This is a genomic window from Streptomyces sp. NPDC008079 (assembly GCF_042957385.1).
Classification (GTDB): Bacteria; Actinomycetota; Actinomycetes; order Streptomycetales; family Streptomycetaceae; genus Actinacidiphila.
In genome coordinates, this window is record NZ_JBIBIC010000001.1 from 1268492 (window position 1) to 1282652 (window position 14161).

10 protein-coding genes are annotated in these 14161 nt (G+C 75.6%); 5 read left to right on the plus strand and 5 right to left on the minus strand.

Annotation, left to right across the window (positions count from 1 at the left end):
* The first annotated feature begins 5 nt into the window (after positions 1 to 5).
* Positions 6 to 4934 (plus strand): DNA repair ATPase, encoded by a 4929-nt coding sequence (locus ACFZAM_RS05570; RefSeq protein WP_391042996.1) that lies wholly within the window; start codon positions 6 to 8, stop codon positions 4932 to 4934.
* Between the two features lie 76 nt (positions 4935 to 5010).
* The gene (locus ACFZAM_RS05575; RefSeq protein ID WP_391042998.1) at positions 5011 to 5757 is read left to right on the plus strand and encodes a phosphotransferase; all 747 of its coding nucleotides are present in this window, start codon (positions 5011 to 5013) and stop codon (positions 5755 to 5757) included.
* Positions 5758 to 5859: 102 nt separating this feature from the next.
* Here the strand turns inward: ACFZAM_RS05575 and ACFZAM_RS05580 are convergent, their stop codons facing one another.
* Both ACFZAM_RS05580 and ACFZAM_RS05585 read right to left on the minus strand, forming a co-directional pair.
* Positions 5860 to 6465: a phosphatase PAP2 family protein gene (locus ACFZAM_RS05580; protein ID WP_391043001.1), complete on the minus strand. Its 606-nt coding sequence runs from the start codon at positions 6463 to 6465 to the stop codon at positions 5860 to 5862.
* Complete coding sequence (locus tag ACFZAM_RS05585) at positions 6462 to 7184, minus strand: DedA family protein (RefSeq protein ID WP_355336401.1); 723 nt, start codon at positions 7182 to 7184, stop codon at positions 6462 to 6464. The genes ACFZAM_RS05580 and ACFZAM_RS05585 overlap by 4 nt, the downstream gene beginning before the upstream one ends.
* A 113-nt stretch (positions 7185 to 7297) precedes the next feature.
* Between ACFZAM_RS05585 and ACFZAM_RS05590 the strand changes: the two genes are divergently transcribed.
* Together ACFZAM_RS05590 and ACFZAM_RS05595 are read left to right on the plus strand one after the other, a co-directional pair.
* Positions 7298 to 7738 (plus strand): BlaI/MecI/CopY family transcriptional regulator, encoded by a 441-nt coding sequence (locus ACFZAM_RS05590; protein WP_391043004.1) that lies wholly within the window; start codon positions 7298 to 7300, stop codon positions 7736 to 7738.
* Positions 7735 to 8661 carry a M56 family metallopeptidase gene (locus ACFZAM_RS05595; RefSeq protein WP_355336403.1) on the plus strand — a complete coding sequence of 309 codons (927 nt, stop codon included), beginning with the start codon at positions 7735 to 7737 and terminating at the stop codon, positions 8659 to 8661. Before ACFZAM_RS05590 ends, ACFZAM_RS05595 begins: the two co-directional genes overlap by 4 nt.
* A 216-nt stretch (positions 8662 to 8877) precedes the next feature.
* Here the strand turns inward: ACFZAM_RS05595 and ACFZAM_RS05600 are convergent, their stop codons facing one another.
* The gene (locus ACFZAM_RS05600; RefSeq protein ID WP_391043006.1) at positions 8878 to 10185 is read right to left on the minus strand and encodes a GH25 family lysozyme; all 1308 of its coding nucleotides are present in this window, start codon (positions 10183 to 10185) and stop codon (positions 8878 to 8880) included.
* A 323-nt stretch (positions 10186 to 10508) separates the two neighbouring features.
* Between ACFZAM_RS05600 and ACFZAM_RS05605 the strand changes: the two genes are divergently transcribed.
* Positions 10509 to 11570, plus strand: a complete 1062-nt coding sequence (locus tag ACFZAM_RS05605; RefSeq protein WP_355336404.1) for a DUF2786 domain-containing protein — start codon at positions 10509 to 10511, stop codon at positions 11568 to 11570.
* Positions 11571 to 11746: 176 nt separating this feature from the next.
* Here the strand turns inward: ACFZAM_RS05605 and ACFZAM_RS05610 are convergent, their stop codons facing one another.
* Both ACFZAM_RS05610 and ACFZAM_RS05615 read right to left on the minus strand, forming a co-directional pair.
* The gene (locus tag ACFZAM_RS05610) at positions 11747 to 12766 is read right to left on the minus strand and encodes an LD-carboxypeptidase (RefSeq protein WP_391043007.1); all 1020 of its coding nucleotides are present in this window, start codon (positions 12764 to 12766) and stop codon (positions 11747 to 11749) included.
* Positions 12767 to 12867: 101 nt separating this feature from the next.
* A complete protein-coding gene (locus tag ACFZAM_RS05615; protein WP_391043009.1) occupies positions 12868 to 14130 on the minus strand; it encodes an amino acid permease in 1263 nt (420 codons plus the stop codon).
* Positions 14131 to 14161 lie beyond the last annotated feature (31 nt).

Genomic DNA, 14161 nt, shown 5'->3' on the forward strand with positions numbered 1-14161 from the left:
CGGGCGTGAGCGGGGCGCAGGAGTCGCGGGGCACGGCACCCGAGGGTTCGCCGGGCGCGGCCTCAGGGGGGCCGCGCCCGGCGGGCGGATCAGCCGCGGGCGGGCTGGACGGGGACGCGTACGAGGTGCTGCGCGCACGGCTCACCGCGTCCGCGCGGCTGCTCGCGGACCGGGCGGGGGCGCTCAACTCCCGCCGCCAGGAGGTGTTCGGCACCACCGAACTGCGCCTGGACGGCACCGAGCGGCTGCGCACCGCCCACCCCGCGCAGGCGGCGGACGTGGCCGCCGTCGGCCCGTATCTGCTCTTCGCCTCGAACCCGCCGGAGGTCACCTCGGTCGGCGACGTCTTCCAGGCGCTCCCGGCGGCGTCGGTCGGCGAGGGCGGTGGGGGCGGGCAGGGCAGTGCGGGCGGCGAGGGCGGTGCGGGCGGCGGCGACGCGGGTCCCGCCGGGCTGCTCGACGACCCCGTTTTCGTACGGGAGTTCGGCGAGCTGTACCGCTACTACCGGCAGACGCGGCTGCTGCGGCTGCGCGTCGCCGAGGGGCGGTTGCTCGCGGTCTTCAGCACCGGGCCCGGCGTCGGCGACGTCCGCGTGGTCGGCTGGCGGGTCGCGCCCGACGGGAGCTGCGCGTACGAGGGGACCGCGCGCGAGGAGTGGGCCGACTCCGACGGCGGCGTCTACACCGTCACCTGGGCGGCCGTCACCCGCGAGGACCAGGTGGCGGGGCGCGACCCGCACCTCGCGCTGACCGCGGCCGACGGCGGCACCGTCACCGTCGCCACCTCCGGCGGCACGCTCGCCATCGGCGCCGACGAGGCGTCGTACGAGGAGCCCGTCGAGGACGCGCTCCAGGCCCTCGCGGACGCCGACGTCGCCTACGCCACCGTCGGCCCGCTGGTGCTGCTGCGCGTCCGGCCGTACCGCGAGAACGCCGACCGGCACTTCGCGGTCAACACCAGGACCGGCGAGATCGAACGGCTCGACGCCCTCGGCCAGGCGTGCCTGCGGCTCCCCGACGACCAGGGCGTGGTCTTCCCCGGCGGCTACGCGCTCGCCACCGGCGGCACCCGCGCGTACGAAACCGGTCCGGAGGAGCTGGAGTTCGAGCGGATCGTGCGGTCCGCGAACGGCGAGGACGTGCTGTACGTCTTCCTCGCCGCCGACGGCCGCCGCCTGCTGCTGCCGTACAACCTCATCCGCAAGGAGGCCGCGGCGCCGCTGCACGTCCAGGGCGCCGCGCTCTACGAGGACGGCACGCTGCTGACGCTGCGCCCGGCCGACGGCGGCGAGGCGGCCCGCGTGCACATGGTGCAGCGGTGGGAGACGCCGTTCCTGTCCGACGCCTACGCCGCCGCGCAGCCGGTCGGCGGCGGCCCGCTGGAGCGGATCGGCAACCCGGACCTGGTGCGGGCCGTCGCGGACACGCTGTCGGTGGCCCGTACCGCCCTGGCCCTGGAGGCCGCGCCCGCGCTGCCGGGCTACGAGGCGCTGGTCGGCGAGTGCGAGCGGGTGCTCGACCGCTACCACTGGCTCGGCGACATCGAGGAGGACGCCGCTTCGGCGGACGCGGCCTCCGGCGACCTGGTCGCGCCGCTGGCCCAGGTCCGCGACACCGGACGGCAGGTGCTCGCCGAGTACGCGCGGGTACGCGACCTGACCGCGCGCGCCGCGACCGCCGTCGACGAGAGCGCCGCCCGTATCGCCGTCCTCGTCCGGCAGGCGCGCGGCGAGGCCGTGAAGTCCGCGGACGAGTGGGTCGAACGGCTCACCGAACTGCGGCGCGCGCAGGGCCACTTGATGTCCCTGCGCGAGATGCGGTACGTCGACGCCGAGCGCCTGGACGCGCTCACCGCGAGCCTGGCCAAGGACCTGGCGGACGCCGCGCGCCGCGCGGCGGGGTACTTCGCCGACGAGCACGCCTTCGACGGCTACCGGGACCGGGTCGCCGCGACCGCCGCCGACGCCGAGGCCATCGGGGCCGCGGCGGACGCGGCCGAGGTCGCCGCCGTCCTGGACGAGCAGGCCACCGGGCTCGCCACCGTCACCGAGATCGTCGGCACCCTGGAGATCGACGACGCGACCGTCCGCACCCGCATCCTGGCCGCCGTCGCCGACGTGCTCGGCGCCGTCAACCAGGCGCGGGCCGTGCTCGACGGCCGCCGCAGGGAGCTGGCAGCCGCCGAGTCCGAGGGCGAATTCGCCGCCGAGAGCGCGCTGTTGGCACAGAGCGTCAGCGGGGCGCTGGCCGCCGCCGACACCCCGGAGAGCTGCGAGGAACAGCTCGGCCGGCTGCTGGTCAGGATCGAGAACCTGACCACGCGCTTCGCCGCCGACGACACCCGGCTCGCGGCCCTGGACGAGCGTCGCGAGGAGATCCACCAGACCTTCGCCGCCCGCAAGCAGGCGCTCGCCGACGAACGCGCACAGCGGGCCCAGCGGTTGGCGGCCTCCGCCGAGCGCGTCCTGGCCGGGGTGCGCCGCCGCGCCGCCGCGCTGCCCAGCCTTGACGACGTCAACACCTACTTCGCGTCCGACCCGATGGCCGCCCAGCACCGGCGGATCGCCGCGCAGTTGCGGGACCTCGGCGACCCGGCGCGGGCCGCGGAGGCCGAGGCGGCACTGGCCGCGGCCCGGCAGGACGCGGGCCGCTCGCTGCGCGACCGGCTCGACCTCTACGACGCGGACGGCACGGTGATCCGGCTCGGCCGCCACCGCTTCGCCGTCAATACCCAGCCGCTGGAACTCGCCCTCGTCCCGCACGCGGACGGCCTCGCCTTCACCATCTCGGGCACCGACTACCTCGTGCCGGTCGCCGACCCCGCCTTCGCGGCCACCCGCCGCTTCTGGGACCGCCCGGTCGTCTCGGAGTCGCCCGACCTCTACCGCGCCGAATACCTCGCCGCGACCCTGCTGCTCGACGCCCCCGGCGCTCTGACCGACATCCCCGCGCTGGTCAAGGAGGCCGCCGCGGCCCGGCTCGACGAGGGTTACGAGCGCGGTGTCCACGACCACGACGCGACGCTGCTGCTGACCGCGCTGCACGAGCTGGACACGGCCGCGGGCCTGCTCCGCCACCCCGCGGCCGACCGCGCCCTGGCCCAGCTCTTCTGGACCCATGGCGCCGCCCCGGCCGCCCGGCCGGCCTGGACCACCAGGGCCCGCTCGCTGAGCAGGGCCGCGTCCGCCTTCGGCGACTCCGCCGCCGCCGTGCCCGCGCTGACCGAGCTGGCCGCCGAACTCGACGCCGCCGTCCGGGACTTCGCGGCTCGTGCCGGACTCGGCCGGATCGGCGCCGTGGGGGAGGGGACGCCCGTCGGCGACTACCTGGTGGCCGAACTGGCCGCCGACCGGACCGGTTTCGTCGGGGGCGCCGAGGCGCGGGCGCTGCGGGAGCGGTTCGTCTCCGCGCTCGGCGGCGCGCAGGGCGTGCCGTACAAGGAGTTCCTCGACGACCTCGGGGCGCTCGGCGACGACCTGGGCGCGCGCTGGCAGCTCGTGACGGGCTGGCTCGGCGCGCATGCCACGAGCTCCTCGGCCTCTTCGGCCTCTTCCGTCTCTTCCGTCTCTACCGCGGACGGTGAACTCGCCGAGGCCGCCGCCGCGTTCGTCTGCGGTCCCGACCTCGCGGTCTACGCCTCCGAGGCCGCCGTCGGCACCACCGTGACCGGGCTGCTGGGCACCCACCCCCGGATCACCGCGCGGCGGATGGCCGTACGCCTGGACGAAACCCTCACCCGCGTACGGCGGTTCAGGGCCGAGGACGTCCCCGCCTACCGCACCTACCAGCGGCACCGCACCTCCGTGGTGGCCGCCGAGCGCGACCGCCTCGACCTGGACGCCTACCGCCCGCGGCCGTTGACCGGCTTCGTCCGCAACCGGCTGCTCGACGAGGTGTCGCTGCCGCTCATCGGCGACAACCTCGCCCGCCAATTCGGCCCGTCCGGCGGCCTGTTGATGCTGATGTCGCCGCCCGGCTACGGCAAGACCTCGCTCGTGCAGTACGTGGCCGCCCGGCTCGGCCTCGCCCTGGTGACCATCGACGGGCCCGCGCTCGGCACCGGCGTCACCTCGCTCGACCCCGAGCGCGCCCCCGACGCCACCTCGCGCCGCGAGGTCGAGAAGATCAACTTCGCGCTGGAGCTGGGCTCCAACGTCCTGCTCTACCTGGACGACATCCAGCACACCTCGCCCGAGCTCCTTCAGAAATTCATCACGCTGTGCGACGCGCAGCGCCGCGTCGAGGGCGCGGCGGGCACGTACGACCTGCGGGGCAAGCGGTTCGCGGTCTGCATGGCGGGCAACCCGTACACCGAGTCCGGCCGCCTCTTCCGTGTCCCGGACATGCTCGCCAACCGCGCCGACGTCTGGAACCTCGGTGACGTCCTGACCGGCAGGGAGGCGCTCTTCGCGCTGAGCTACGTGGAGAACGCGCTCACCGCCAACGAGACGCTCGCGCCGCTGGCCGGGCGCGAGCGCGGCGACCTCGAACTCCTCATCCGGCTCGCCGAGGACGACCCCACCGCCCGCGCGGACGACCTCGCCCACCCCTATCCGGCCGCCGAGCGCGAGGACATCGTGGCCGTCCTGCGCCATCTGCTGCGCGCCCGCGCCACCGTGCTGGCCGTCAACGCCGCCTATATCGCGTCCGCGGCCCGCACCGACGCCTCGCGCACCGAGCCGCCGTTCCTCCTCCAGGGCTCCTACCGCACGATGTCCCGCCTCGCCGCCCGTATCCAACCCGCCATGAACGAGGCCGAGTTGGAGGCCGTCATCGACGACCACTACCGCGCGGAGGCCCAGACCCTCGCCTCCGGCGCCGAATCCGCCCTCCTCCACCTCGCCGCCCTCCGCGACCGGCTCACCCCCGCCGAGGCGGCCCGGTGGTCCGCCATCAGGTCCGCCTACGCGGGGGGCGGTACGGCCGCGGGGTAGCGGGACACGGCCGGCCGCGTCGGCCCACGCGGCAAATCCGGTGACGCCGGGGCCCTCCTCCCGGATACTGCCGCCCATGGACGAGGTCAATGTGGTGGTCGCCCACTCCGAGCGCGCGACCCTGCGCGTCGGCGACGTGTTCTTGAAGGTGGACGCCGATCAGGCGCGTATCGACGTCGAGGTCGAGGCGATGGCCCTGGCGCCGGTCCCGACCCCGGAGGTCCTGTGGCGCGAGCCGCCCGTGCTCGCGCTCGCCGCGGTCCGGGGCACGGCGCTCGGCCGCCTCGGTGAGCCGTCGCCCGCGTCCCCGGCGGCGTGGGCCGCGGCGGGCGCCGCCGTCCGGCGGCTGCACGACGCGCCGTTGCCGCCCTGGCCCGGCCGGCGCCGCCGCGACCCCGGCGAGTTGGCGGTGGAACTCGACGCCGAGTGCGAGGCGCTGGTGACCAGCGGCGTCCTGCCCGCCGCCCTGGTCACCCGCAACCGCCGGGTCGCCGAGGCCGCGCTCCGGGCGTGGACGCCGGTGTTCGCGCACGGCGACCTCCAGATCGATCACGTCTTCGTCGACGGCGCCGAGGTCACCGGCGTCATCGACTGGTCGGAGGCGGGCCGGGGCGACGCCCTCTTCGACCTCGCCACCTTGACCCTCGGCCACGAGGAGCGCCTCGGCGACCTCCTCACCGGCTACGGCGCCGACGTCGACCTCGACGCCCTGCGCGCCTGGTGGTCCCTGCGCGCCCTCCTGGGCGTCCGCTGGCTGACCGAACACGGCTTCGACCCGTTCGCCCCGGGCTGCGAGGTCGACGTCCTGAAATCCCGCATGTAGCCCCGCATGTAGCCCCGTACGCAGACCCGTACGCAAACCCCCGAGCCCCAGGCCGCGCCACAGCGCGGCGCGGTCGACCGACCGGGGCCGTACCCCGGAAGGCTATTCGGCGGCGGGACGCAGGGCGTGGACCAGGGGGCGGAGTCTGGTGGCGCGGAGGCGGTCGACGGCGGGGGCGGCGCGGGGGGCCAGGAGGGAGACGGGCCAGGCGACGAGGGCGCCGACGAGGAGGCCGACGACGACGTCGTGCGGGTAGTGGACGCCGATCCAGACGCGGGAGGCGGCCATGAGGAGGGCGAGGGGGACGGCGAGGCGCGGTCCCAGGCGCCGGTCGGCGAAGAGCAGGCCGACGGCGGCGGCCGCGGCGATGGCGGAGTGGTTGCTGGGGAAGGACCAGTCGCCGAGCGCCGGACACGTCTCGACCGTGACGGTGTGCAGTGTCTGACAGGGCCGCTGCTCGTCGAAGACCGCCTTGACCCCGTCGTTGACGAGGAAGGCGACCACGACGGTGAACGGCACGGCCAGCGCCGCCGCCATCGCGGCGGACCCGGCGGGGCGGGCCCGCCACCAGACGATCAGCATCAGGACGGCGAAGAGGCCGAGCCCGTAGTCGCTGAAGAAGCGGACGGTGTCGTCCACGGGCTGCGGGGTGCGCCCCGCGAGGTCGGTGATCCAGCGGTACAGGCCCGCGTCGAATTGCGAGGTCACGGGCGCTCCGGGTCAGAGGCGGCGGGGGTCGTCACGGCGGGCGCGGACGCGGCGGGTACGGGCTCGGCGTCGGCCGCCTTCGCGCCGTCGCGGCGGCTGCGCCGTACCTCCAGGACCAGCGGCGCCAGCGAGACGACCACGATCACCGCGACGATCGGCAGCAGGTACGTGTCCACGTGCGGGATCGACGAGCCGAGCCCGTAGCCGCCGAGCACCAGGCCGACGGTCCAGACGGCGCCGCCCGCGATCTGCCAGACGGTGAAGGTGCGGACCGGCACGTTCAGCGTCCCGGCGAGCGGGTTGAGCACCGTGCGCACGATGGGGATGAAGCGGGCCAGGACGACGGCCTTGGCGTGGCCGTACCGTTCGAGGAGTTCCGCGGCTCTGGCCGCGCCCTGGTGCAGCTTGGCGTTCTTCGTGCGGTTCAGCAGCGCGGGGCCGCCGCGCCGTCCGATCACGTAACCGGTCTGCGCCCCCAGCAGCGCCCCGGCCACGGCGGCGAGCAGCACCTGCCACAGCGAGAGATGCACCACATCGGAGGCGCCGGGCACGCACAGCAGCCCGGCGGTGAAGAGCAGCGAGTCGCCGGGCAGGAAGAAGCCGATGAGCAGGCCGGTTTCGGCGAACATGATGACCGCGATGCCGATGGCCCCGAAGGACGACAGCAGGGAGGTCGCGTCCAGGACGTTCACGGCCTGATCGAGCGCGGGCAGGGGCATGACGGTGGGGCCCTCCCATAATGGGTCCTGGGGTGCCGCGCGGCACCCTCCCCGACTACAGTCGTGTAGTCGGTCTACAGAACTGTAGACGAACGAGCCGGAAGGGGCGATCCATGACGGAGGCCAACGCGTCGGCCCGGCGGCCTTCGGGTGAACTCGAGGCGAGCGTGCTGGCCGCGCTGTGGGCGGCCGACGGCCGCGCCCTGACCCCCGCCGACGTCCAGCGCGACCTGGGCACCGCCCTCGCGCGCACCACCGTCACCACGATCCTCGCGCGCCTCTACGAGAAGGGGTCCGTCAGCCGCACCCGTTCGGGGCGCGGCTACGCGTACCTGCCGGTCCAGGACTCGCCGGGCCTGGCCGCCCGCCGCATGCGCACCGAGCTGGACAAGTCCGGTGAGGACGACCGCGGTACGGTCCTGGCCCGCTTCGTCTCCCAGCTCGACCCGGACGACGAACGGCTGCTGCGCGAGCTGCTGGTCCAGGCGGAGGACGACGGGCCGTCCCCGGCCTCCGGCCCCGCCGGTCCCGCCCCGGAGGGCCGCCGCCCGTGAACCTCGCCGTCTGGGCGCCGCTGCTGCTCCCGCTGCTCGCCGTGCCCGCCGCGCGGCGGCTGGCGGACGCGCTGCCGCCGCGCGCCGCGGCCTGGCTGCTCGCCGGGTCCGCCGTCGCGCTCGCCGCGTGCAGCACCACCGCGCTGCTGCTGCTCGCCGGGGCGGGCGCCCTGCGGCTCCCGCCGGTCGCCGCCTTCGCGCACTTCGTGCTGCCGGTGGTCGGCGACCAGGTGACGGTGGCCGCCGCGTGCGTCGCCGCCGTGCTGCTGGCCGCCGTCGTCACGGCGCTGGTCCGCACCTCGCGCCGCCACCTCGTGCTCGCCGCGCGGGCCCGCAGGCGCGCCGTCGCGGCCGGTACGGCGGCCGGTGACCTCACCGTCCTCCAGGACCCCGGCCCCGACGCGTACGCGCTGCCCGGACGGCCCGGCCGGATCGTCGTCACCACCGGCATGCTGCGCGCCCTCGGTCCCGCCGAGCGCGAGGCGCTGCTCGCCCACGAGCGGGCCCACCTCGCCGGGCGCCACCACCTCTTCCTCGCCGCCTTCGCCCTCGCCTCCTCCTGCCACCCCGCCCTGCGCGGCCTGCGCGGGCCGCTGTCCTACGCCCTCGAACGCTGGGCCGACGAGTCCGCCGCCCTCGCCGTCGGCGACCGCCGCCTCGCCGCCCGCGCCATCGGGCGCGCCGCCCTGGCCTCCCGGCCCGGCGTCCGGCCGCACGCCGCGCTCCCGGCCGCCACCGGGCCCGTGCCGCGCCGCGTCGCCGCCCTCCTGGCCCACCCCCCGACCACCCCCCACCTCCGCGCCCGCGCCCCCCGCGCCATAGCCCTCGTCCTGGCCTCCTGCCTCGCCCTGTCCGCCGCCAGCGCCCTCCAGGCCGCCCACGACCTCCACGGCTCCATCGAGGTCGCCCAGGGCGAACGCTGACCTCGTCGCCCGTCGCCCGTCGCCCGTCGCCCGTCGCCCGTCGCCCGTCGCCCGAGGCCCCCGGCCCCGGGAGGGGGCCGATGTCGCGCGGCGCCGGCGCGCGGTGACCCGTGCCTTCCGCGTTCACGCGAACGGCACCCCGGCCGGAGGAGCGCGGCCGGGGTGCCGTACCGGGATCGCGGGTGGTGCCGCTGTCCGGTCAGGGTGTGCCGAGGGTCAGGAGACCAGGGCCTGCCAGGTGTTCGGGCCGACGATCCCGTCGGCGGTGAGGCCGTGGGCGGACTGGAAGGAGCGGACGGCGGTGTTGGTGCCCGCGCCGAAGGCACCGTCCACCGCCAGGGACGAACCGTGCGCGTTGAGCTGGCTCTGCGCGGCCTGGACCGCGGCGCCCGACGAGCCCTGCTGCACGGTGACGATCAGGGCCTGCCAGGTGTTGGGGCCGACGATCCCGTCGGCGGTGAGGCCGTGGGCGGACTGGAAGGAGCGGACGGCGGTGTTGGTGCCCGCGCCGAAGGCACCGTCCACCGCCAAGGACGAACCGTGCGCGTTGAGCAGGTACTGGACCGTCTTGACCCGCTCGCCGCTCGCGCCCTGCTGGACGGTCGGCCAGCTCGTGGTCGGCGGCGGGTTGTAGCCGCTGCCCTTGGCGAAGTTCTGGAGGTCGGTGAGGGTGCCGTTGAAGGTGTCCTGGTCACCGGGGAAGGTGCCGGAGTCGGCGTACTGCCAGATCGTCTGGGCCGACCAGCCGGCCGGCAGCGTGCCGGGGCCGCTGCTGTAACGGGCCACCCACAGCGGGTTGGTGGCGCCGAAACCGCTGTTGTTGCCGGTGCACGACGTCCACCAGTCGGTGGTGGTGTAGATCGTCGGGTAGCGCCCGGTCCTGGTGCGCACCTCGTTGCTGAAGTCCCGGATCCAGCTCACCATCGCGCTCTGGCTCAGCCCGTAGCAGGTGGCCCCGTACGGGTTGTACTCGATGTCCAGGGCGGGCGGCAGCGTCTTCCCGTCGGCGCTCCAGCCGCCTCCGTGGCCGACGAACCAGTCGGCCTGCGCCGTACCGCTCGAATTGTTCGGCAGCGCGAAGTGGTAGGCGCCGCGGACCAGCCCGGCGTTGTAGGAGCCGCTGTACTGCTGGGAGAAGTTCGGGCTCGTGTACGTGGTGCCTTCGGTGGCCTTGACGTAGGCGAAGGCGGCGCCCTTGCTCTTGACGGACGCCCAGTCGACGTTGCCCTGGTAACCGCTGACGTCGAGACCGGCCGGGCCCGTGCCGACGGCCGCCCGCGCCGCGGCCGACAGCGTTCCCGCGCCCGGGCTCCCGAGCCCCGATCCGGCGTGGTCCTGATCCGGGTGCGTCATACGGGTCGGGGTGCCGCGGCCGTCGTCGGCGGCGGTCGACGCGGAGGCGGTGCCGGGCAGGACCAGCAGGGTCACGGCGGCGGCCAGCAGCCCGGCCGCGCACGCCGTCTTCCGGCCCGAGCCCGTACCGCGGGTGGCTGGCCTGAACCGCGAGGGGGTGGTTGCGGACATGATGCTCCCAGGGGTGTGTGGAGGGGGACACGCTCTGACGCGCTGAGCCGGGGGTGTAGCGGTGCGGTCGTCGGCGGTGGGAGTCGGGGTGGGGGTGCCGGGACTGTGAGCGGCCGGTGAGCCCGGTCCGGGCGGCGTCACCAGAACACGGACAGCACATCAACTCCTCTGCGCGCAGGCTGTGTCGACGCGCGTCAACCTAAGGGACAAATTGACATGGCCGCAACACGTTCCGGCTCTCGGGGCCCGTGCGGGGGACCGCGTACGCGCTCGGCCAGCGGGGGCCGGCGAGCGACGCGCGCCGCGTCGGCGACCATGGATCCGTGGACGAGTTCGAGCGGGCGTATGCGGCGGCGGTGGCTTCCGGCGCGGGAGCGACGGCGGAGGAAGCCGCCGTGGACGCGGCGGCGTCGGTGCTGGCCGCCGCGGGTGAGCGGTGGGAGGGCGCGGCCGGGAAGCTGGCCGGGCGGGTGGTGCGGGAGTGCGGGGCGCGCGGGTGGGAGCTTCGGGACCTCGTACGGATGGCCGGGCGGGAACTCGACGCGCGGCACGAGCGGTTGGCGCGGGCCGCGGGGGACGGCGAGGAACCCTTCCTCGCGGAGTTCGCCCGCAGCGAGCGGCTCGACCGCTTCAGCGCGGCGACGGCCCTCGTGGAACTGCTCTGCCTGTACGGGCGGCTGCCCCGCATCACCCCCCTGACGCCGGGCCCCGCGTCGGCGCCCCCGGCCACCGGCCCGCACTCCAAGATGCTCGCCCGCATCCGGGCGCTGCTGGCGAAGGCCGAGTCCACCGGCTTCCCCGAGGAGGCCGAGGCGCTGTCGGCGAAGGCCCAGCACCTGATGGCCAGGCACAGCATCGACGAGGCGCTGGTCGCGGCCACGGGAGCGCCCGGGGCGCCGGGCCGGGGCCCCGGCGCGTGCCGGATCGGGGTGGACCGCCCGTACGAGGGCGCGAAGGCCCTGCTGCTGGACGCCGTCGCGGCGGCGAACCGCTGCCAGGCGGTGTGGGCGGCCGATTTCGGCTTCTCGACGGTGGTCGGTTTCGCGACCGACCTGGAGGCCGTCGAACTCCTCTACACCTCGCTGCTCGTCCAGGCCGACCACGCCCTGCGCGGCGGCACCTCGCGCTCGCGCGACTTCCGCGAGTCCTTCCTGATCGGTTACGCGGGCCGCGTCCGCGAACGCCTGGCCGCCGCCACCCGGGAGGCCCAGGCCGAGACCGCCACCCCGCCCGCCGACCTGCTGCCCGTCCTCGCCGCCCGCGAGGTCGACGTACGCGACGCGACCCGCCGCATGTTCCCGTCCACCACCACTTCGCGGCTCAAGGGCCGCGACGCCGAGGGCTGGCGCCACGGCGAGGCGGCGGCCGACCGCGCCCGCTTCTGAACCCCGGCCCCACCGCTCGTCTCAGGAGAGCCCGCGCCCGGCCCCCACGGTCGCGTCCGCGTGGACGCCCTCTCACCGCCGGTGACCGCGTACGCCCGCCGTCCGCTCACTGATCGGCGGTGTTCAGCCGACCGGGCCCGTCGCCGCGCGCGGCCCCGCTCGCTGATCGGCGGTGCTCAGCCGACCGTGCCTGTCGTCGCGCGCGGCCCCACCGCCGGTTCGAGGAGCGACAACGTCCGCCGTCGCGCGTCGAGGCCGACGCGAATGCCGACCGGCATCGGCAGATTCGGACCGGCGTGCCCGAACTCGACATTGCCCAGGACCGGGATGTCACGGTCGCCGAGGACGTCGAGGACCAGCTCGGGCAGGGTCGGGGACGCGCCGGGCTCAAGTCCGCCGATCCCGCCCGGAACGCCCACGACCATGCCGGAGATCCGGTCGAGGACGCCGGAGTGCCGCAGCACATGCAGATAGCTCCACACGTGCGAGGCCAGGCCGCCCGTCTCCTCCCAGAACAGCACCGCGCCGTCGAACCGTTCGAGCGGCAGCGCGAACCGCGTCGCCTGCGCCAGCACGACGCGGTTGATCACCCCTCCGATCAGACGGCCTTCGGTACGACCGGGACGCCAGCACTCCCACGACGGGCTCGCGGGCAGCGCGCCGATCGCCTCGGTACAGGTCAGCAGCCTGGAGTAGAGCTTCTCGAGTTCCGCCTGGCGCGCAGCGGGCGCGGACCGCCAGTGCCCGCCGAAGCCGGGGACGGCCATGTCGGCGTGGAACCCGACCAGGCCCGTGCGTGCGTGGAGCACCAGATGCAGCAGCGAGATGTCGCTGTAGCCGAGGATCGGCTTGGGGTCGGCCCTGATCGCCTCGACATCGATCAGGTCGAGGTAGCCGAGCGCCGTCTGGCCGCCGTCACTCGCGACGATCGCGCGCACCTCGGGATCACGCAGAAGGCCGTTGAGCTCTGCGGCGATCTCCGCCGGTGCGGCCGCGCTCCACCAGTGGCTTCGGCCCGCTTCGAGCAGCGGAGCCCGGCGCACGCGGAATCCCATCCGTTCGAGCACCGCCACCGTCCGCTCGACATGGGGCTCGTGCGCGGCGGACAGCGGACCGGACAGCGCCGCGAGGACCACGAGATCCCCGGGCCCCAGCGCGCGCGGTCGCAGCGGGTGAGGCGGTGCGGAACCGGTCATGGCGTCAGTCTCGCCGCTGCCCCTGGAGGCGGTCACGCGATTTACGCCGGTCGTCCGCCCCGGCGCGGGCACTGCTCGGCGCGGTCGACACCGGGTGCCGCTCAGGACGACCGGCCGCCCCGGCGCGGGGCCACCGCGTACGCCACCGCGCCGACCGCCGTCACGCCGAGACCGGCCAGCACCGAGGCCGGGGGGAGGCTCGCGGCCAGCACCGCGCAGCCGGTCAGGCCGACGACCGGAACGGCCGGGTGCGGCCGGCGCTCGTCCGCGCCCAGCCGCAGGGCGCTGGCGTTGGCGACGGCGTAGTAGACGAGGACGCCGAAGGACGAGAAGCCGATCGCCCCGGTCAGATCGGTGGTCGCGGTGAGCGCCACGACCAGGGCGCCGACCGCCGCCTCCGCCCTGACCGGGGTCCCGTGGCGCGGATGGACGGCGGCGAGCGCGTACGGGAAGTGCCGGTCGCGTGCCATCGCCAGGGTGGTACGGGAGACGCCGAGGATCAGCGCCAGCAGGGAGCCGAGGGCGGCCACGGCCGCGCCGACGCGGACCACCGGGGCCAGACCCGGCACCCCGGCCGTACGGACGGCGTCGGTGAGGGGCGCGGCCGAGCGGGCCAGGGCGTCGGGCCCGAGAACGGTCAGCAGGGCGACGGCGACGGCCGCGTAGACCACGAGGGTCACGCCGAGCGCCAGCGGGATCGCGCGGGGGACGGTCCGCGCCGGGTCTTTCACCTCCTCGCCGAGCGTGGCAATCCTGGCGTACCCCGCGAAGGCGAAGAAGAGCAGACCGGCGGCCTGGAGCACGCCGTGCGGGCCGGAGGCGGCACCGTCCCACGCCAGCCGTCCCGCGTCGGCCCGCGTACTGGTCAGGCACGCGGTGACCGCCGCCGCGAGGACCGCGAGGGTCACCGCCACGATCAGCCGGGTCAGCCAGGCGGCCTTCCGTACGCCCAGGCAGTTCACGGCCGTCAGGGCCACCACGGCCGCGACCGCCACCGCGCGGCGGTGCTCGGGCCACGCGTACGCCCCCACCGTCAGCGCCATCGCCGCGCACGAGGCCGTCTTGCCCGCCACGAAGCTCCACCCGGCCAGGTAGCCCCAGAGGGGGCCGAGCCGCTCCGTGCCGTACACATACGTCCCGCCGGAGCGCGGGTGGCGGGCCGCCAGGCGCGCCGAGGACGTCGCGTTGCAGTACGCCACGACGGCAGCGACCGCCAGGGCCGCGAGGAGCGCGGTGCCCGCGGCGCGGGCCGCGGGAGCGAACGCCGCGAAGACCCCGGCGCCGATCATCGCCCCGAGCCCGATCACCACGGCGTCCCCCACACCGAGGCGCCGCCTCAACTGTCCCGCCGCCGCACCCGTCACGCCCGCATGCTCCCAGCCCCCTGGCGCCCCC